Genomic DNA, 19,429 nt, shown 5'->3' with positions numbered 1-19,429 from the left:
ATTCTTGGAGGTTTAAATATGTGGCGTATTTTGAGTTAAAATGATTAAGTAAAATCCAATGCTTATTGCTATCCCATATGGAATGCCTTCTTGCGTGTTAGACGTATTAGTTACCAATTTTCGGCTAACTAGATAAATAATCGCCAAAAAACCACCAGCAAACGCCGTCATAACAAGGCTCCAAGGTAAATCTTTGAGCGGGATGACTAGAGACAAAACCGCTGCGTATTTAATATCACCGGCCCCAACCCAAATCAGAGCGTACAGAATTAGCCCGCCCCCTAACATCAGCAAAAAAGTGATAAATTGAAGGTCTAGTGGTGACAAAAAGCACTGAAAAAAAAGCAGTATAAACAAAGTATGGTTGTGTATTTTTCGATGAAGAAGATCAACGATGGATACATATAAACACACTATGAACAATACCAACAAATACAATTCATAACTCAAAATAAAGACTCTTGCCTGAATATATATTAGTTAATAATAATATTTTTAAGATATCAGAAATTAACAGAGCCAGACCGATGAAAACAAAGGTCTGGCACAAACATCTATCGATATTATTTATACTAGTAAGTAAGGTTTTCTTTTACTTGCTAGCAGTATCAATGGCACCTGCCACTTGATCAAATGCGCCTTCTAGTTTGCCGATAAAACCATCAGAGCCTACTGCAGTAGTTACTAATACAGCCATTGCTACTGCAATCAGACCATATTCAATCGCAGTTACACCACGTTCGTCGTTCTTGAATTTTGATAAAAACAGGCTTGTTTGTACGTATAGTTTAGTGATCATGATCGTTCCTATGAGTTAAATTTATAAAAGAGGCGCCAGTCTAATTAATACCTTTGACCAAGAAAAAATAGCACCTATTGATAAAATCGATAGGATGTGTAAATAACACTCAAAATTACCAAATCAATATCGAACACTTTTTAAACAAAAACTTAAAATACAATATCTTAGCTTAATTTTTTACACTGCGATGACAGTTAAAATGACTATTTGATAGTTTTAAAAATTGGAACAAGGGTCATCAATAGAGTGATAGCTCTACATATTAATTAATAATTCAATACAAACCAATTGATACGAGTGATAATCAATTATGCCGTATAGGAATATGTTGGCGACGGTTTAATGTAAAAATAATTAACCATGGTTTATAAAACCTGTTGAAATATGAGAATCATCACGCTATATATACGAACAATAAACCTAAAACTATAAATTACTTGCTTTTAAAAAGGTTGGTAGAATCATGAAACTACAATTCGAAAATATTGTTTCGTTCGTAGCTGTAGTTGAGGAAGGTTCATTTAGCTCCGCAGCTCGGAAGCTTGGCAAATCCCAATCTACTGTTAGCACTGCTGTTCAGAACCTGGAATCAGACTTAGGCTTCAATTTATTTAATCGACAATATTCTAAAGTCTGGCTGACCGAGAAAGGGAAACGTCTATTCCATTTGTCTACCCCTGTTGTTTCAAAGTATCGAGAATTGATGACAACAGCACAGCAAATGAATATATCAGAGCAAATCGTTTATCGTGTAGGCATTGATCCACTGGTATTCAATAAAGAAGTAAAGAAAACACTACTAGACTTTTCAGAAGCATTTCCTAATGTAGACTTGCTTGTTGTCACCAAACCAAGCTTTGTTTTGGGTAACTACATAAACGAAGGGAAGATCGATCTAGCCTTGGGAAACCCCTACCACAAAACAGGGAACGACTTTAATATTGATGAGCTGTTTTATGTCAACTGTTGGTGGGTGGCACACGAGGCCTTAACGAATATTGACAGTAACCCGTCGCAACGAGTCCTCTTAATGGATGGCAGCGAAGAGTTACTCAATTTATCTAACATAGCAGCCTATAATTTATGGCGTCTGGATGATTTGGGAACCATCCTAGACTTGTGTAAAGCCCAAAAGGGCATTGCTTTTTTGCCGGAATTTCTCATCGAGGAAAATGAAAAAGAGAGCAAGCTAAGACGGATTAACGACCACCCAGATTTATTTGGTAAGCGAGTGACTGCTTCTCTATTCTGGCCAACACATTCCGATTTTAGTTTGTTCAACCAATGGATAAAAGGGGAGCTAAGAAGTAGTGTAGCCCCTCAACCAAAGTTCATGGCAGATTTAGCACAATAACCCACTCTATTTCTCTTTTCTCTAAACCTGCTTTCCAGAATGTAAAAGAGCCGCAGTTTGCGGCTCTTGCTTTATTCAATTGTGTTTAAAAACACCTGATTCTTTACCCCGCACGATTAGAGTGCAGGTTCAACGTACTTTTAAAAATACAAAAGAAACTATAACAATGTTTTCGAAAAGAACTTATCAAGTTTGACTACGGCTTGATCAACATACTTGTTTTGATCGTAAAGGTCGAAATGTTGCGCCCCTTTAATCTCAAACAACTCAGCGTCAATGCCAGCATCTTTACCACGTTTTACCGCCACTTCGCTAAAATACGCCGATAGCGCTTCAGTCCCAACGACAGCCAAGAAAGGAGTGTCGCCAAGTAGCGCCATGTTTTCTGATGGGTTATAAGCGTAGCGTGTATCTAGAGACATAGCAGCGCGCATTGGTGAATAGTTTTCGGCACCGCCACCACGCTCAGGGTTACGATAGTAATCAGCAGCGCGAACCCAAAACTCATTCATGGATTTGGCTTTTTCTGCAGATGGAATGCCATCAACAAGCACGACCTCACCTGTTTCGTAATACTTTTGACGTGCCTCGCTCGCCATTTGGATCTGCTGACGATATTGCTCAACCGGATCGCCCGTAAGTTGGTCCATATACTGAGTTGCCCCACCCATACCATAGTCAGTAAAGTCAACAAAGCCGCTGACTGTTGCTACAGAGTCTAAACGGGTATCCTGCATTGCAACTTGTAAACTGTAACCAGCACCTGAGCAAATGCCTAGCTCACCGATGCGCTGAGGGTCAACGCCTGGAAAATGACTCAAGAATGTAATCGCATTCTTAATATCTTCAACCTTCATTGGCGCATTTTCCATACCGCGAGGATAACCACCACTTTCACCGTAAGTACGGTGGTCAAAAGCTAGGGTAATATAGCCTTTTTTTGCCATTTTCTCGGCGTAAATACCTGCGGTTTGCTCTTTAACACCACTGGCTGGCGTAATCACTACAAGCGCTGGATAGTTTTTGCTTTCGTCATAATTGGGTGGCAAGAACACATTGCCAGCAATACGAACATTCTCACTAAGAAAAGCAACTTTATTTTTGCCATCGTGATAGTCAGCACCCAAGAAGGTTTCCGCAGCAACAGATGTTGTTCCTAAAACGGCACTCGCAACTAACGAAAGGGGGATCAATTTAGTAGTTTTCATATCTTACTCCATAGATTTCTGAGGTTTGCAACGTTCCCCGCTGCAACAGATGTATGTTATGAAAACCATAAGTGTTGATATATAGCACTCAAATCAATTCACTGTTGCCATTAAACAACAATTAAAGAGGTGCATTTATAGAAATAGTCACAAGTATCCGTAAGTAAGGCATGACTTAATTACTTGGAGAGATAGCTTAAAGCATGACAATTCTGGCTAGCCATAACCTGCCGCCGTTTTTTATTCGACTTTATGTGCTCTGGGTTGAACTAACCGGTATCCTCTCGCTAGCGTCACTTCTAAACAAAAAAGCCAGCGTTGAATCAATCAACACTGGCTTTTGTTTAGTAAAACCGCTCAGAGAGTTAGTTTACGAAAATTGGCAGATGTTCTTCAGTCAAAGCACTGTCTTTCGCAAAGTCAGTATGCTCCGTTACCTTACTCACATTCCAATTGGTTAGGTTTTGGTTAAATACCTCCGCCCTTTCAAACATCTGTACCATACTCGTCACATTAGATGTATCCCAGTAACCTATATCTTGGTCAAAGGCATCTGCACTATAGAACATGCTGCTCATTAACCTGACTTGAGATGTATCCCAGCGACCTATATCTTGATTAAAGGCATCAGCAGTAGTAAACATGCCTTGCATATACTTTACATTTGATGTGTCCCAATAACCTATATCTTGGTTGAAAACTTTGGCTCCTCTGAACATATCACTCATATCCGATACATTTGATGTGTCCCAATAACCTACATCTTGGTTGAATTTGAAAGCACTATAAAACATGCCTTTCATACTCCGTACATTAGATGTATCCCAGTGACCTATATCTTGATTGAAGTTGTAAGCCCCCCTAAACATGCCAATCATCTCCGTCACATTCGATGTATCCCAGTGACCTATATCTTGGTTAAATTTTATCTTATTGAACGAGTTAAATTTACCGAACATGTAAAGCATTGAGGTGACTTTTGACGTGTCCCAGTGACCAATATCCTGGTTAAATTCATACGCTCCACTAAACATATGAGCCATATTTATTACATTCGATGTATCCCAATCGCTAATATCAGCATTAAACGTTTCACGATCTTTAAATACAGAGCTCATGGACGTTACCTGGGTGGTACAAAAGCGAATATGACCTTGCTCTAAGTTATCTAACAAAGCCTTATCTTTGATTAGAGCGTTATCCACTACTACATAAACTTGCCCGTTTTCAATCATCACGGAGTTAACGGCTTGGTCAGGGCATTTCACTGAGATATCAGCAGCAAAAGCGGTTTGGCTAGCAAGCGCGGCTGCGCCCACAAGAAGTGAGGCTATGGTTCTTTTCATTGTATTTTCCTAGGGTTGAATAGACGTTATTGCGTAAAAGTTGGAAGGTTATCTTCAGACAGGCCACTGTCTTTAGCGAAGTCGGTATGACGAGAGACGCGCTTGACGTTCCAGTAGGTCAAATCTTGGTCAAAGCGTTTTGCGCCGGAGAACATACGGTCCATATTGGTAACACGGGAAGTATCCCAGCGGCTGATGTCTTGATTGAAGTATTGGTCTTTAGCGAACAGGTCGCTCATGTCCGTCACATGGCTGGTGCACAGTAGGATGTTGCCATCCAGAAAGTTTTGCCAGTAGTCTGAATTGCGGATTAGCGTGTCATTGACGACCACAAACAACTCATCTTCTAGAACCATCACGGTTCCTGGTTTGTTTGATTCGCAAGTCACCGTTTCTGGTTCACTGGCAAAGGTTTGGCTACAACTTAGTAGCAAGCAGGCTGAAATAATCGAACGTAGCTTCATGATCAAGATATCCGTGTCTTATAAAACGAATCTCGATCATATAAAAAGCAATTTTATCAGTTTCACTAATAGAGGTTTTAAATTAACTAAATCAGTAAAAATGCATTCTTTAGCCCAATAAACACCTCACAGTAATAACAGAATTCATTATAAAGAGCGCTCTTTGTGAGATGTTCCGATAATTGTGTTGAATATAGTCAGTGTATTTTCTAAGTTTACTTAAGTAACGGCTATTTACCGTATCAGTCTTTTGGCATTTCGTTTTTTGAACAAAAAAAGAGCCGCAAACTGCGGCTCTTAATCTATCTATTTCTATTTAAGCAAAAACTTATTCTTTACCGAATACGTTGTTTTCTTGCTCTTGTACGCGGATGAACGTAGTACGTTTGGTTAGCTCTTTAAGCTTAGCTGCACCTACGTAAGTACATGTTGAGCGAACACCGCCAAGGATGTCTTGGATAGTACCGTGAACGCTGCCACGGAATGGTAGAAGTACAGTTTTACCTTCAGCGGCACGGTAGCCAGCAACACCACCAGAGTGCTTGTCCATCGCGCTCTTCGACGACATTCCATAGAATTTCATGAACTTCTTGCCGTCTTGTTCGATCACTTCACCGCCTGACTCTTCGTGACCTGCTAGCATACCGCCTAGCATTACGAAGTCAGCGCCGCCGCCGAATGCTTTTGCAACGTCACCCGCACATGAACAGCCACCGTCACCGATGATCATGCCGCCAAGGCCGTGTGCTGCATCACCACACTCGATGATTGCAGATAGTTGAGGGTAACCAACACCTGTTTTAACACGTGTAGTACATACAGAACCTGGGCCGATACCCACTTTAACGATGTCTGCGCCCGCTAGGATTAGCTCTTCACACATATCGCCAGTCACTACGTTACCTGCAGAGATAACTTTGTCTGGGAATGCAGCACGTACACGTTGTACGTACTCGACTAGGTGCTCTGAGTAACCGTTAGCGATATCGATACAGATGAAGATAAACTCATCAGAGATCGCCATGATGTCTTTGGTTTTTTGGAAGTCGGCTTCAGACGTACCCGTAGAAACCATAACGTTGTTTAGTGTTGCTTTATCTGCTGTTTTCGCAAACTCAGCCCAGTCTTCTACTGTGTAGTGTTTGTGAACAGCGGTCATTACACCATGCTCTGCTAGTGCCTTCGCCATTGCGAAGCTACCAACCGAATCCATGTTCGCCGCAATTACAGGTACACCAGACCATTGACGGCCACTGTGCTTGAATGTAAAATCGCGGGTTAAATTTACTTGAGAACGGCTCTTAAGGGTTGAACGTTTCGGGCGAAACAGTACATCTTTGAAACCTAACTTAAGTTCTTGTTCGATACGCATTGTGTAATTCCTTGATTCATAAGTATATGTGTCATCTCAGAGTGCGTAGTGAAGTCGTTGGCAGACGAGTTCACTGTTCTTCGGACACAAAAAAACCGGAGCGTTGGCAGACGCTCCGGTTTTCAGCATTATAGGCTGTGATTTCTTTCCTACAAGTCTGATATTTGAATTTTTTTTGTGATACCATCTTGGAAATCGCATATCAAAAACACCGCACCTCTCCCCAAAATCATAACTTTATTAACAATATCAGACAGTTAAAACCCACCACCATTTAATCCTTTGCGCAAACCTTTGCGTGAAACCGATAGCTTTTTACCGTTCAGTTTCTCATAAATGCTCAAAATTGCATCAAACGATACTTATTAGTCGGTTTGTACAAGAGTAATTTTCTAATTTTTTTCATGCTCCACATCGTTTTTCTGCCACTTTTTTGAGTGTATCAAGCACGAACTAGCTCTCTGTGACGTTTATAGCGCATCGAAGTGATTCAATAACATCGCTTGCTAGTAGCCCAATCTCACCTTTTTGTTGAACATTAATGTCCGCGGCGTGACTATGAAGCATCACTCCCAAACGTGCAGCAACAGCAATAGGTAACCCTTTGGCAAGCAGCGCGGCAATCACACCAGAGAGCACATCACCCATTCCACCACTTGCCATTCCCGGATTCCCAGCAAGACACACGTACATTCTTACCCCATCATAGATAAGCGTCCCTGCGCCCTTAAGTACAATGACACCGCCATAACGTTCATGGAGCTGTCTCGCGGCAGCAAAGCGGTCTTGCTCTATTTCCTTAGTTGAGACATTAAGTAAACGGGCTGCCTCTCCTGGGTGTGGTGTCATAACACGCTGTTCATCTCGTAGAACCACGACATTATTACGTTGATTCAGCATCGCAAGAATATTGAGTCCATCAGCATCCACGACCTTAGGTTTGTATTGCTGAGATAAGAGCTGGTATGCCTGATGCGCCCATTCATCCTCACCGAAACCAGGACCAAAAGCTAAGGCATCCGCCCAACGTGTCCGTTTAATCAGTTCGTTGTCCTGCTCTTTTAGCTCATCAAACGTAATAGCCTGACTCATGACTTCTGGAGAGCCAACTTGCAATGGCAATAAAGAGCTCGGGTGTGTCAGAGCAGCCGTAAGTCCTGCGCCTGTTCTTACTGCAGCTGAGGCGCACAAGCGAATGGCGCCAGACATGCCTTGATTACCACCTATACATAAGAGCTTGCCATTATTCCCTTTGTGGGCTGTGGCTTTTCTTTCTGGCAGTAACCTTCTGATAATTAGATGATCGATGCCTAACGCACTTTCTTCTTCAATCGACTCAAACTCGACGTTTACACCCAAGCCAGAAAAATGCAGCTCACCGACGTAGTCTCTCGCCTGCCCTGTGCATAAGCCTTGCTTCACACCAATAAAAGTCACCGTATGATCCGCTTGTATGGCATCTCCGAGCACGGAACCTGTGTCTGCACTTAACCCCGAAGGAATATCGATTGAGATGACTGGACAATGAATTTGATTAACTTGATCAATGTAGCGACGATATTCATGCCTTACTTCACCAGAGAGCCCTGTACCAAGCATGGCATCAATGATAACGTCCACCTCCAAAAGCGCTGTGTGCCAATCATCCCAAGAACTATTCTCGCCATCCACAGACTGCCAATCTTCAAACGCTCGCAAAGCATCCCCTTTCAGTGATGTAGTGTCACCTAGCTGGAAGACACGAACATTCAACTGTGCCTGTTTTGCGAGAGTGGCAAACACATACCCATCCCCACCGTTGTTCCCTTTTCCGCAAACCACCAGCACAGTTCGAGCCTTTGGATAAAGGTGGAGAAATCGCTCGTAAACCGCCATGCCAGCACGCTGCATCAAACTGTACATCGAGACTCCAGCCATTTGAGCTGCGATCACTTCTCCATTTCTGACTTGCTCTGCGGTATAGAGCTTGAGGGCGAGATTAAAATCCATAACGATATTCTACGGTTCAAAAGACACGATTTAAGTATACGAAAAAGCCGAGGCGAACCTCGGCTTTTGCGCGTTTATTTTCTCAAGCTTTATTTTTGCTGTTGCGACATCAAGTTTGCTGCTGAGACATCAAAGCTTCTGCCGTTGCATCTTGAATGGACAAAAACAGTGAGTTGATTTTTCCTGTTGGGGTGCGCATTGGGTTAAGCGTCACGTTTTGGTACATGAACTCCGCTTGTTGCGTCACTGGTCGAACGTTGCGGCAACGGAACAAATACGGACGCTGACGCCATGTGATAAAGCTTCGACACCCTAAATCATAAACAGGCTTGGTTTTTAGCTTGAACCACTCTTGCGGGATCTCAGGAAAGATATCAAAGATTGAGCGCCCAATGGCTTCGTGAGATTGCAAGCCGCTGTGGTGCGTCATAAAGCCGTTCCACACTTGAACGTTGTAGTCTTTATCGATCACAACTAAACCCATGTCGACATTCTGCACCATGTCGACCATCCAATGGAATTGTTCAAATTCTGCAGGTAAGTTCAGCATTAGAAATCCTCCATTAGGTACGACAGTTTGTTATCCAGTAACGGCAGTGACTCATCAACAAACATAAACAGTAGATCACAACGGATAGAGGTGCCTTCAATGTTGTAGCTGACCTCGAATGTCATGGTTCGGCTAAATGCCCCTGTGGTTGATTCGATGATGGAATCAATGGAGATATGTTGTCCAAGCAATACTGGAGAGCTTTGGAAGAATCGCACCTCAGATTGCTCACCTAAACCATTTAAGAATGAACCGACTAAGATATTGGATATGTCCATCAACAACTCAAGCTCTTCTAACTCTTCGCTGTCCGCTGGCACCTTCATCAGTTTCTTAAGATCGGAAACGCTGGAGTCACTGAGAATGACCAGTGCCTCGCCTGCAATGCCTTCGCCACAAAAACCTTGGCAAACACCGGAGACGTTATCGTGAGAAGCTAAGTCTCGTAGCGCCATGTGCAGCTCACTGACTTCAAAGATATTCACGTTTGGAAGAGGGAGCTGAACAAACACATCAAAGTGGCGAGCTAGCGCGTCGGCCGCACGACCAATAGAGACGTTAGCCACTTCCATATAGATGTCGCGGCGACGCAGAATGGGTAATTCAATCGTGGTAGGAGTAATGACTTGGGGACGATCATTAGGCTCTATCAGCTCTTTTAACGTCGCCTTAAGCTCATCTTTACCAATCGGCTTTTGGATAAATGCTTTCGCACCGAGCGCAAAGACACGCTCTTTCGCTTTAGGTTGAATATCACCAGACACAACCACCACGGGCGTTTGGATCCCCAAGCGTTTCATATTTTCTAATGTTTCAAAACCGTCCATTTCTGGCATAGTGAGGTCGAGAAACATCAGCTTGAATTCTTTTTGCGCCAACTCTTCAAGCGCATTTTTACCATGAATGGCAAATGTCACGTCTGCATTCAATGTTGCTGGCAGTGATCTTGCCATCTGCTTGCGTGCTAACGCTGAATCATCACAGATGAGTACAGGAAAAGACATTCTACCACCTTTAATATTCAACAATCTGCGCAGGAGTCTAACAGATTGATACCGCCTATAATACGAAGAAACTGACGAGGAGTTTTTTCTTTGTTGTTTACTGGGTAAGCATACGCAATATGAATAGATGAGTGAACCAGTGAAACGAGAAAATCCCGAATTCCCTATACATTTAGTGACATTGCGCAGGAGTGATTAAAACTTCTACAGAGCTTGATACGCAAGGGGTTGCCTTTATCGGCCCCAGCTCTTTCAGCTGAATAGCAAATAAAAAAGGCACCCGATGAGAGCGCCTTACTTTTCGTTTGATTATTGTGCTTTCTATGGCACACCGTGACCTTTTGATGCTACCCAAACTCGGTACCATTGCTCACGAGTGAGTTCAATGTTCAAAGCATTCACTGCTGCGTGAACGCGCTCAATTTTACCAGAACCGATAATTGGCATTGGTTTAGAAGGTAAGCGACGAACCCAAGCGTAAATGACTTCATCAATGCTGTTTGCACCCACTTCTTCTCGAATAGCTTCCAGTTCGTTACGAACACGAACCGCTTGCTCTGTATCACCAGTGAAAATGGAACCACCACCCAAACATGACCATGCCATTGGACGAACACGATGTGTTTGAAGTATATCTAACGTACCATCGTGTGCCACTTCAAAGTTCAGTGGGTTTATTTCCACTTGGTTAGTCACAAGAGGTTTGCTTAAACGCGATTGAAGAAGCTCGAATTGACGCGGCGTAAAGTTAGAAACACCAAAGTGCTTAACTTTACCCACTTTATGTAGCTCAGAGAACGCTTCTGCAACCTCATCTGCGTCCATCAACACGTCTGGACGGTGAATCAGTAGAACGTCAATCTCGTCGACTTTGAGTCTCTCAAGCGAGTTGTTCACGGATTGATAGATGTGTGCAGCGCTGGTGTCATAGTGGTTAATCTTACGCTCTGGCGTTTTGTCACCACATAAATTGATGTCGCACTTTGTCACGATCTGAATTTGCTCTCGAACGCTCTTGTCTAGTGCTAATGCTTCACCAAACAACGCTTCACATTCGTAATTACCGTAAATGTCAGCATGATCAACGGTGGTAATACCTAACTCAATGTGTTGCTTTAGGAACGACAAACGCTCTTGCGCTGTCATGCCCCAATCTACTGCACGCCAATATCCTTGAACCAGCTCAGAAAACTCTGGACCGTTTGGTGCAGTCACTACTTTTGCAACCATGGGTTTCTCTCCTTTTCTTAATCTGCATTCATCCTAGTCTTGTTTTACCGCTTGCTCAACGGGTAAACTTTCGCAATTCGAACTGGAGTACGAAATATGTCTTTTGCCCAACGACTCGCCACGTTAATTGGCGAAGAAAGCATCAGCGGTTTTGCCCGACGCGTCGACGTCTCCGAGGCTTTAATTCGCAAATACCTCAAAGGAAGCGAACCCAGCTTAACCAAAGCCAACCAAATCGCAATGCGAGCCAACTGCTCATTGGAGTGGCTAGCCACCGGCTGTGGCTATTTATACCGTCAGGCAGAGGTTGTGGATATGGAAGCCTACAGACTTGCCTTCCAGCACGTCATGAATGGAACGATCTCTCAGGTTGAAGAAGCACAACATCGCAAACTGATTGCGGGTTACCAGTATCTGCGTGCTCATAAAAAGTCGGATGGATTTTTGGACGAGTCAGCAATGGCTACATTTTTAGCCTTGCACCATGAGAATAAAACGGAAACATCAGAGAGCTAAAGCATGGCACTTTAGAAACGAATCACCTCTAGCTCAATCATCTCGCCATCACTGTTTAAGGTGACGTTTAATCTTGGCGCTGGAGAACCAAACTCTTGTGCTAAAACCCAATCAATACGACGTGGTACTTGCTGAGGGTATCGGTTGATAAATAGGACCAGTGCTTTGTCGACAGCTTCTGGTGAATTGTGTTTTAAAGCCGCAGCAACATCGTACTGCTCACCTTGTATTGCTATTCGCTTCATCACCAATCCATCTTTTCTCAGGTTCAATATCAGCTCACTTAGATTTTGCGGTTGGTAGTCCGTGAGAAAGATAAGACGTATTGCTTTTGCCTCTGTTGTTGCTTCTCCATAGAGATGTTGCTGATAGTAGTGAAAGTCATCCAAACAGAATGCACCTGCACTTTCTTGCGCCTCACAGGTATACCACTCTCCGCCCTCTTGCAAAGTCTGTTGAACCTCAACGACAGATGCGTCCGATAATATAACTTGCCACCATGCCCCCTGCGCATAAGCAGTTTGCGTCAATAAACAGAGGGAGAGCAACGAACAAAAAGAAAAACGCAGCATGGCCTTACTATTAAGCTAACTCAAGAAGATGAATAAGAGCTTTATCTTTGCTGTAAGTCGAGCGAGAAGCAAGGTGTGATGTCGAATTTCAGGTACAAAAAAGCGGACCTTCTAGTCCGCATCAATCTTTGTACAAAGCCTAAACTGCGTAATCCATCACGCTGAGAACCATTACGACAAACAGAACACCATACCATTTAGATTTATCAACATTGCATTCTATTTTTTTGTAGGGAATGGAACGTTCAGGATCAAGCAGGCATTAAAAAGGCGCACAGTGCGTGCGCCTCTGCCTCGTGACTCAATCGTGAGTATGCGAATCGGGAAGACTATTGATGCGTCCCGAACAAATGACGAGGAATTTCTGTAGGGTTTGAATCCATCCAAATTGTGTGTAAAACCTCACATCCCTCCTTCTGAAGCAGTCATGTTGCTTTACACTTAAAGCATGGTTCATTTCGCTCAGAAAACAAGTTTTACCAATAAAAAAATAGCGCCAAATATGGGACCAATAGCACAATATTAATCAATATTTAGACAATTGATACTTGAACCGCTCAATAGTGGAAAGCTAAATTGCATCTTTATTGATTAGGTCTAGACTCTCGTGAGCGTATAATTTCTTTCGTCCCTTCCAATTAGTAGTCTAGGAGAATCTGTTAATGACCAAACGCGAGAGAATTGTGAAATCTGTGTTAGCGCACGTACCGAAAGATGCGATTAACCAGTTTGTCTCTCGAGGGTCAACGCCAACATCATTTTCCGTCCTCTTTATGGCCGCAATCGTTGGTACGTTAGCAGGCCTTGTCGGCACCTACTTCGAAATTGCAGTTCACTTTGTTTCAGAAACTCGTACCGAGTGGTTAAAAAGCGAAATCGGTAGCGTACTGCCTTTGTGGCTTGCAGCGATTCTAATCAGTGCAACCTTGGCATTTATCGGTTATTACCTTGTTCACCGTTTTGCTCCTGAAGCATCTGGCTCAGGTATTCCTGAGATCGAAGGCGCAATGGATAACATCCGCCCTGTACGTTGGTGGCGAGTCATCCCTGTGAAGTTCTTTGGCGGTATGGGTGCGCTTGGTTCAGGTATGGTTTTAGGCCGTGAAGGCCCTACCGTACAAATGGGTGGTGCCGTTGGTCGCATGGTCACTGACATCTTCCGTATTAAAGACGATGATACGCGCCACTCATTATTAGCCTCCGGTGCAGCCGGTGGTTTGGCCGCGGCTTTTAACGCGCCATTAGCTGGCATTATGTTTGTGGTTGAGGAAATGCGCCCTCAATTTCGCTACTCGTTGATTTCTATCCGAGCGGTGATCATTTCAGCGATCATGGCAAACATTGTGTTTCGAGCCATCAACGGTCAAGAAGCCGTTATCACCATGCCACAATACCAATCTCCTGAATTGCAATCGTTATGGTTGTTCCTGCTTCTCGGTTCTTTGTTCGGCGTGTTTGGTGTTGTATTCAACAAACTGATAACCATTGCACAAGACAGCTTTGTTGCATTGCATAAAAACGACCGTAAACGCTACCTAATCACAGGTACCATTTTAGGCGGCGTATTTGGTCTGTTGCTGCTTTACGTGCCACAGCTTACCGGTGGTGGTATTGGCTTGATCCCAGATATTACCAATGGTAATTACTCGATCTCGATTTTAGTCATGCTGTTCGTTGGTCGCGTGATTACCACCCTACTTTGTTTCGGCTCTGGTGCGCCTGGTGGTATTTTTGCACCAATGCTGGCGCTTGGTACTCTCTTTGGCTACGCATTCGGTGCCAGTGCAGACATGCTGTTGCCTTCACTGACTATCGAGCCGGGTGTATTCGCAATTGCAGGCATGGGAGCGTTATTCGCAGCGACAGTACGCGCTCCAATCACTGGCATCTTGCTGGTTATCGAGATGACAAATAACTACTACTTAATTCTGCCTCTCATCATTACTAGCTTAGGTGCGGTAATCGTAGCGCAGTTACTTGGCGGGCAACCGATTTACAGCCAATTGCTACATCGTACGCTTAAAAATGACAAACTACGTCAACAAGACCTACCAGAAAACCAAGCATAAGTTGATATATCCAAGTAACTTCGAGATGCTTGGCTAAACAGGCTCCAAATTATCTTTCATAAAGGACCATGATTTGGAGCCAGTAATTTTGCATTTTTACATCTCTCTACAAAAATAACCTATCAAACTCACAAAATTCCCACTCTCTGATATTTACTTATAATAACTAAGGGTAAGAAGCCGTTAAACTTGTTAGTATTCGCGGCTCAAATTAGAGTAAATCACCCAATCTCGGAGTAGTTTTGAACTGGAGAAGACTTGTGCAGTTTTATAGTGTCCCGCCATCACAAGCGGCGCTGGCACTAGGCATGATAGGGCTTGGACAAGCTTGGGCTTTATATATCCCAGAGATTGGTGAGCCAATCAGACCATTCCTTGCTTCACTCGGAGCACTGCTTCTTACCCCTGTTCTGCTGAAATACGCCACCAGCCCTCGCCTATTTATGGCGGACATCAAGCACCCTCTGAGCGGTAGCTTAATGGCTCCGATGAGTATGGCGTTACTCATGCTATGTGACTACCTTGCTGCGGTTGCACCAATCGTAGCTTATCCGCTTTGGTTTATGGCGGTGTTACTTCACTTTACGATGATGGTGTTGTTCTTTGGTTTCCAGATCATGAACTTCAAGATGTCGAACATCGTGCCAAGTTGGTTCTTATATCCTGTTGGTTTGATCAGCTCTTCCCTTGCAGGTTCCCAATTCGGCCATAATGTGTTTTCTGAAACCTTGGCGATGATGTGCATTGGCATTTACTTCTTTATGTTGCCATTAGTGCTTTATCGCCTTGTGTTCTTTGGTTCTCTTCCGCGTCGCGCACGCCCAACATTGGCGATCATGGCAGCTCCGGTGAACTTGTCTTTAGCGGCTTATTTGGTCAACTTTGGCGAGCCAGATCCGATACTGACAGGCGCATTAGCAGGCATCGCCATCACTATGACGTTGTTGATTTACCTGTGTTATTTCCGTTTGATGCGCTTGAAGTTCCAGCCATCTATTGCTGCAGTTACCTTCCCTTCTGTTATCAGCGCGATTGCGATGCATCGTCTCACCACTTTTTTTGCAGAATCCTACCCACAGTGGCATTGGTTACACGATTTTGGATTTCTTGAATTGAGCGTTGCCACCGTGCTCGTGGTTTGGGTTTCCGCTGGCTATGTAAAAATGTACTGGCCAGAACTCATCAGAACACCTTCCAAGCAAATATAAAAAACGACCTCATTGTGAAGCCGTTTTCTTTTGTCTTAAGCGAGCAACGTTACCCGATGAACTTTGTCATAAAGTTGCTGGTGTTGGTCACGCTTGACGCCGCCATTACCACCACAATCGCAATCCCTGTCAGCGTTAAGTAGGCTGGGTGTTTGTAGTCGCCAACGATGTCTTTTCTGCGTGTCGCCACTAACACCATACCTAAAACGATTGGCAGAATAATACTGTTAACTAGGCCAGCCAACATAAGCAGCAGAATCGGCATGTTCATCGTCACTGTGCCAAGTGATGTGATGATAATGAAGCCGACACACCACGCTTTCTCATTACGAGCCACGATTGGGAACAAGGTTTTGATAAGAGAGATCGCCATGTACGAGTTACCCACAACAGAGGTGATCGAGGCAACAAACAGTACCAAGCCAAAGATAAAGTAACCGACTTCACCTGCTCCTTGACGGAACGCATCTGCGGCTGGGTTTGCAGAATCCAACGTGGCGCCTGTCGCTATCACACCGAACACCGCCAAGAACAACAGAATGCGAATCACCACGGCAATGGAAATACCGGCCCAAGCGGCGGTTTTGATAGCGGGTACGTTGTCTTTACCTTGCAAGCCGATATCAACCAAACGCTGTGCGCCTGTGTAATAGCCACCGACTGCGCCACCAACGATAGTTAGCGTTGGTAATAACAGGCTGCCAACATCCGTAGGCATTACCGCTGCGCTCAAGGTCTCCCCCATTGGTGGCAAACTGGTCATAGCAACGTACGCGATCAGAATGATCATAAACAAACCAAGGTAACGTGCCATTTGGTCCATGCGTTTAGAAGCGTTGTGCACCACAAACAGCAAACAACCGACCACACCAGTGAACAGCGCACCCCAAGTGGTATCTACACCCGTTAGTACATTAATACCGAGCGCAGAACCACTTACGTTACCGAAGTTAAATGCAACCGCGCCAAGTGCCAGCAGAATGCCCACCACGTAGCCCATACCCGGTGCGACTTTGTTGGCAATGTCTTGAATGCGCATACCAGACACACCTACGATACGCCACAAGTTCATCACAATACCAAAAGTGATAAACATGGATGCAAACACAGGGAATGCCATGTCGATTTTGTAGATGTTGGTGAAGACCGCCGTTTGGGTTAAAAAGCCAGGTCCAACAGATGTGGTCGCCATTAAGAACGCGACACTAAGAATTGCTTTCTTTTGCCAACTGTTTTCCGATGCTTGAATAGAAGCTGGAGCAGTCGAGTTGATGGTGGTTTGTGTGGTCATGCCAAATCTCAATTTTGTTGCCTTTCTACTATTAGAAAACAGAAAGACAACTGACCGAGATCAGCTGAGCTTGAAGAATCAAATTGGGCAGAACGAATAGAGAAATGAAGCCTTCGCAACCGTTTGCTGGGCGCGGATATTAAGTCTATCGCCTGTGACTGTCAACACAGAAATCGATAAATGATTTTTGTCGTATTCATTGTCAAATCATTATTCATTTCAGACAGATATAAAAAAGGATGGCGTTTGCCATCCTCTTAAAATATTGCTTGGTTACTTAGCGTAAACCATGCAGAAATTCGGCACGCGTTGCTGGATTGCTTTTGAAGATGCCACCCAAAGCTGTTGTCGTCGTTTCGCTGGTTGCATCCATCACACCACGAGATTTTACGCAGTAGTGTGTTGCGTCAATCGTCACTGCCACATCATCAGACTCAAGCAACGTTTGAAGTGCAACAAGAATCTGCTGTGTCATACGTTCTTGTACTTGTGGGCGCTGGGCAAAGAAGCGAACGATACGGTTGATCTTTGATAAGCCAATGATCTTGCCACGTGGGATGTAAGCCACAGCAGCCTTGCCATCGATGGTCACAAGGTGGTGTTCACAAGTACTGGTCACGGTGATGTCCTTCACGCGAACCATCTCGCTCACGTTCATCTTGTTCTCAATCACCGTGATTTTCGGGAAGTTGGAGTAATCCAAACCAGAGAAGATTTCGTCGACGTACATCTTAGCAATGCGGTGAGGGGTTTCTTCTAGGCTATCGTCGGTAAGGTCAAGTTGAAGCAGACCTAAGATCTCACGCATGTGGTGTTCGATCTTCTCTTTCTTCTCCTCACGACTTACGTTGTTTGGACGCATTGGCGTTTCCAAACCGCGTTGCTCTAGCGCTTCTTTTACTAACTTCGCTGACTCGCTAAGACCTGACATTCCACTTCCTCTTTTGTTACTTCCGCTTTTATACAAACCCAATCAAAATTGCATTCATATTTTTCGCTTTGAGTTGCTCAGTTTCGTGTCTTTACACCAAGTCACATCAAATATAGGTACTGAGCTGATTTTATTGAGCTCCGCGGGCTTTTTACCCCTTTCGGATGGCTGACAAGGATACTCGGATTTTTGAATAATTACACCCATATTTTATAGGTGGACATTCTTACTCAGTCCCCTTTTTATGGTAAAGTTGCCACAAAACAAAAGAACACAGGATTTTCTCAATGGGCTGCTGCGACGCACCTGGCTTGATGCCAATTGAAGAAGCGATGGACAATATGCTATCGCGAATCAAACCTATCCAAACTACGCTTTCTCTTCCACTTGCTGAAGCACTCGGTTTTGTACTGGCAGAAGACATCTTGTCTCCTATTCACGTACCGCCATTCGATAACTCAGCAATGGATGGTTACGCAATTCGCATTCAAGATCTTGAGTCGTCTTCTGTATTGCCTCTAGCAGGTAAATCATTTGCAGGACAACCTTTTGAAGGTGAATGGCCATCAGGCACTTGTGTTCGTATCATGACTGGCGCCAAAATCCCTGAAGGTTGCGACGCCGTTATCATGCAAGAAAACACAGAAATCACGGATGCTGGCATTCAGTTCAACCAAACTGACGTAAAGTCGCAAAACAACATCCGCCCAACAGGTGACGACATCAAGCAGGGCGACATCGTGCTTGCACAAGGTGCGCGTTTAACACCTCGCGATATTCCGATGATTGCGTCTCTTGGTGTAAGCCATGTGACGGTAGCGCGTAAACCAAAAGTTGCTTTCTTCTCTACTGGTGATGAACTTAAACCACTAGGCGAACCATTAGACGAAGGTCAGATCTACGACAGCAACCGTTACGGTATTAAACCGCTTATCGAGAACTTCGGTTGTGAGGCGATTGATCTTGGCATCATTCCAGATTGCCCAGAGACTCTGAAAGCAACTTTTGAACAAGCGCAAACGTTGGCTGATGTCGTTGTTACCTCTGGTGGTGTTAGCGTCGGCGAAGCGGATTACACCAAAGACATTCTTGAAGAGCTTGGTGAAATTGGCTTCTGGAAGCTAGCAATCAAGCCGGGTAAACCTTTCGCATTTGGCAAGCTAAGTACTGCTTGGTTCTGTGGTCTGCCGGGTAACCCTGTTTCTGCCGTACTTACCATGTACGTGCTTGTTCAACCGATGCTGGCAAAACTTGCAGGCCATACAGAATGGAAAGCACCTGAGTCTATTCCTGCAACAACCAAAACCGCCTTTAAGAAAGCACCGGGGCGTACCGATTACCAACGTGGTATCTACACATTGGAAGATGGCAAGTTTGTAGTTGAAACAACCGGTAACCAAAGCTCTGGCGCATTCCGCTCCATGAGCCTAGCGAACTGTTTTGTTGTGTTAGAGCGTGAGCGCGGCCGTGTTGAAGTAGGTGAAACGGTTCAGATCCAACTATTCAACTCAACCCTATACTAG

At 44.2% G+C, this 19,429-nt stretch carries 18 protein-coding genes; 5 read left to right on the top strand and 13 right to left on the bottom strand.

Translation table 11 applies throughout. The features are described from left to right. Window positions 1-12 precede the first annotated feature (12 nt). On the bottom strand, window positions 13-438 hold the full coding sequence (locus GXP65_RS21245; protein WP_045421236.1) for a prepilin peptidase: 426 nt from the start codon (window positions 436-438) through the stop codon (window positions 13-15). Between the two features lie 154 nt (window positions 439-592). Continuing rightward, entirely contained in the window at window positions 593-799 is a 207-nt protein-coding gene (locus GXP65_RS21240; protein WP_005425883.1) for a Flp family type IVb pilin, read from the bottom strand. Window positions 800-1,265: 466 nt separating this feature from the next. Between GXP65_RS21240 and GXP65_RS21235 the strand changes: the two genes are divergently transcribed. Next, the gene (locus GXP65_RS21235; RefSeq protein ID WP_162093671.1) at window positions 1,266-2,156 is read left to right on the top strand and encodes a LysR family transcriptional regulator; all 891 of its coding nucleotides are present in this window, start codon (window positions 1,266-1,268) and stop codon (window positions 2,154-2,156) included. A gap of 158 nt (window positions 2,157-2,314) precedes the next feature. Here the strand turns inward: GXP65_RS21235 and GXP65_RS21230 are convergent, their stop codons facing one another. From GXP65_RS21230 to GXP65_RS21195, 8 genes are all read right to left on the bottom strand, one after another. Beyond that, window positions 2,315-3,364: an alpha/beta hydrolase gene (locus GXP65_RS21230; RefSeq protein ID WP_005425876.1), complete on the bottom strand. Its 1,050-nt coding sequence runs from the start codon at window positions 3,362-3,364 to the stop codon at window positions 2,315-2,317. 365 nt (window positions 3,365-3,729) lie between these two features. Then, window positions 3,730-4,710: a BspA family leucine-rich repeat surface protein gene (locus GXP65_RS21225; RefSeq protein ID WP_162093670.1), complete on the bottom strand. Its 981-nt coding sequence runs from the start codon at window positions 4,708-4,710 to the stop codon at window positions 3,730-3,732. 26 nt (window positions 4,711-4,736) lie between these two features. Further along, window positions 4,737-5,174 carry a BspA family leucine-rich repeat surface protein gene (locus tag GXP65_RS21220; protein WP_162093669.1) on the bottom strand — a complete coding sequence of 146 codons (438 nt, stop codon included), beginning with the start codon at window positions 5,172-5,174 and terminating at the stop codon, window positions 4,737-4,739. 328 nt (window positions 5,175-5,502) lie between these two features. Beyond that, on the bottom strand, window positions 5,503-6,546 hold the full coding sequence (locus GXP65_RS21215) for a GMP reductase (protein WP_005534869.1): 1,044 nt from the start codon (window positions 6,544-6,546) through the stop codon (window positions 5,503-5,505). Between the two features lie 453 nt (window positions 6,547-6,999). Continuing rightward, window positions 7,000-8,535, bottom strand: coding sequence for an NAD(P)H-hydrate dehydratase (locus GXP65_RS21210; protein ID WP_162093668.1), 1,536 nt, complete (start codon window positions 8,533-8,535; stop codon window positions 7,000-7,002). Window positions 8,536-8,644: 109 nt separating this feature from the next. Then, entirely contained in the window at window positions 8,645-9,085 is a 441-nt protein-coding gene (locus GXP65_RS21205; RefSeq protein WP_005425904.1) for a PAS domain-containing protein, read from the bottom strand. After that, window positions 9,085-10,089 carry a response regulator gene (locus GXP65_RS21200; protein ID WP_005425987.1) on the bottom strand — a complete coding sequence of 335 codons (1,005 nt, stop codon included), beginning with the start codon at window positions 10,087-10,089 and terminating at the stop codon, window positions 9,085-9,087. Before GXP65_RS21200 ends, GXP65_RS21205 begins: the two co-directional genes overlap by 1 nt. A 321-nt stretch (window positions 10,090-10,410) precedes the next feature. Then, window positions 10,411-11,319 (bottom strand): aldo/keto reductase family oxidoreductase, encoded by a 909-nt coding sequence (locus GXP65_RS21195; protein ID WP_045371724.1) that lies wholly within the window; start codon window positions 11,317-11,319, stop codon window positions 10,411-10,413. 96 nt (window positions 11,320-11,415) lie between these two features. Here GXP65_RS21195 and GXP65_RS21190 point away from each other — a divergent pair, with 96 nt between their 5' ends. Beyond that, window positions 11,416-11,835 (top strand): helix-turn-helix transcriptional regulator, encoded by a 420-nt coding sequence (locus GXP65_RS21190; protein WP_162093667.1) that lies wholly within the window; start codon window positions 11,416-11,418, stop codon window positions 11,833-11,835. An 11-nt stretch (window positions 11,836-11,846) separates the two neighbouring features. On the opposite strand, the gene GXP65_RS21185 is transcribed toward GXP65_RS21190, so the two are convergent. Further along, window positions 11,847-12,407 carry a hypothetical protein gene (locus GXP65_RS21185; protein ID WP_162860270.1) on the bottom strand — a complete coding sequence of 187 codons (561 nt, stop codon included), beginning with the start codon at window positions 12,405-12,407 and terminating at the stop codon, window positions 11,847-11,849. A 662-nt stretch (window positions 12,408-13,069) separates the two neighbouring features. On the opposite strand from GXP65_RS21185, the gene clcA reads away from it, so the two are divergent. Both clcA and GXP65_RS21175 read left to right on the top strand, forming a co-directional pair. Then, entirely contained in the window at window positions 13,070-14,476 is a 1,407-nt protein-coding gene (clcA, locus tag GXP65_RS21180; protein WP_162093666.1) for a H(+)/Cl(-) exchange transporter ClcA, read from the top strand. Between the two features lie 260 nt (window positions 14,477-14,736). Further along, window positions 14,737-15,684: a TDT family transporter gene (locus GXP65_RS21175; protein ID WP_162093665.1), complete on the top strand. Its 948-nt coding sequence runs from the start codon at window positions 14,737-14,739 to the stop codon at window positions 15,682-15,684. Window positions 15,685-15,733: 49 nt separating this feature from the next. On the opposite strand, the gene GXP65_RS21170 is transcribed toward GXP65_RS21175, so the two are convergent. Beyond that, window positions 15,734-16,975, bottom strand: coding sequence for an NRAMP family divalent metal transporter (locus tag GXP65_RS21170; RefSeq protein WP_045403279.1), 1,242 nt, complete (start codon window positions 16,973-16,975; stop codon window positions 15,734-15,736). Window positions 16,976-17,252: 277 nt separating this feature from the next. Further along, the gene (folE, locus tag GXP65_RS21165) at window positions 17,253-17,906 is read right to left on the bottom strand and encodes a GTP cyclohydrolase I FolE (RefSeq protein WP_005373478.1); all 654 of its coding nucleotides are present in this window, start codon (window positions 17,904-17,906) and stop codon (window positions 17,253-17,255) included. Between the two features lie 287 nt (window positions 17,907-18,193). Here folE and moeA point away from each other — a divergent pair, with 287 nt between their 5' ends. Then, window positions 18,194-19,429 (top strand): molybdopterin molybdotransferase MoeA, encoded by a 1,236-nt coding sequence (gene moeA, locus GXP65_RS21160; RefSeq protein WP_162093664.1) that lies wholly within the window; start codon window positions 18,194-18,196, stop codon window positions 19,427-19,429.

It is taken from the genome of Vibrio sp. LB10LO1 (assembly GCF_010092875.1).
In the GTDB taxonomy this organism is placed as follows: Bacteria; Pseudomonadota; Gammaproteobacteria; order Enterobacterales; family Vibrionaceae; genus Vibrio; species Vibrio campbellii.
The sequence above is the reverse complement of the archived record's forward strand: the minus strand, read 5'-3'. Positions and strand labels throughout refer to the sequence as shown.

Excerpts from the sequence above, each read along its gene's own strand:
- GXP65_RS21240 (WP_005425883.1), bottom strand. The coding sequence starts at position 799 with ATGATCACTAAACTATACGTACAAACAAGCCTGTTTTTATCAAAATTC.
- GXP65_RS21235 (WP_162093671.1), top strand. The coding sequence starts at position 1,266 with ATGAAACTACAATTCGAAAATATTGTTTCGTTCGTAGCTGTAGTTGAG.
- GXP65_RS21230 (WP_005425876.1), bottom strand. The coding sequence starts at position 3,364 with ATGAAAACTACTAAATTGATCCCCCTTTCGTTAGTTGCGAGTGCCGTT.
- GXP65_RS21225 (WP_162093670.1), bottom strand. The coding sequence starts at position 4,710 with ATGAAAAGAACCATAGCCTCACTTCTTGTGGGCGCAGCCGCGCTTGCT.
- GXP65_RS21220 (WP_162093669.1), bottom strand. The coding sequence starts at position 5,174 with ATGAAGCTACGTTCGATTATTTCAGCCTGCTTGCTACTAAGTTGTAGC.
- GXP65_RS21215 (WP_005534869.1), bottom strand. The coding sequence starts at position 6,546 with ATGCGTATCGAACAAGAACTTAAGTTAGGTTTCAAAGATGTACTGTTT.
- GXP65_RS21210 (WP_162093668.1), bottom strand. The coding sequence starts at position 8,535 with ATGGATTTTAATCTCGCCCTCAAGCTCTATACCGCAGAGCAAGTCAGA.
- GXP65_RS21205 (WP_005425904.1), bottom strand. The coding sequence starts at position 9,085 with ATGCTGAACTTACCTGCAGAATTTGAACAATTCCATTGGATGGTCGAC.
- GXP65_RS21200 (WP_005425987.1), bottom strand. The coding sequence starts at position 10,089 with ATGTCTTTTCCTGTACTCATCTGTGATGATTCAGCGTTAGCACGCAAG.
- GXP65_RS21195 (WP_045371724.1), bottom strand. The coding sequence starts at position 11,319 with ATGGTTGCAAAAGTAGTGACTGCACCAAACGGTCCAGAGTTTTCTGAG.
- GXP65_RS21190 (WP_162093667.1), top strand. The coding sequence starts at position 11,416 with ATGTCTTTTGCCCAACGACTCGCCACGTTAATTGGCGAAGAAAGCATC.
- GXP65_RS21185 (WP_162860270.1), bottom strand. The coding sequence starts at position 12,407 with ATGCTGCGTTTTTCTTTTTGTTCGTTGCTCTCCCTCTGTTTATTGACG.
- clcA (WP_162093666.1), top strand. The coding sequence starts at position 13,070 with ATGACCAAACGCGAGAGAATTGTGAAATCTGTGTTAGCGCACGTACCG.
- GXP65_RS21170 (WP_045403279.1), bottom strand. The coding sequence starts at position 16,975 with ATGACCACACAAACCACCATCAACTCGACTGCTCCAGCTTCTATTCAA.
- folE (WP_005373478.1), bottom strand. The coding sequence starts at position 17,906 with ATGTCAGGTCTTAGCGAGTCAGCGAAGTTAGTAAAAGAAGCGCTAGAG.
- moeA (WP_162093664.1), top strand. The coding sequence starts at position 18,194 with ATGGGCTGCTGCGACGCACCTGGCTTGATGCCAATTGAAGAAGCGATG.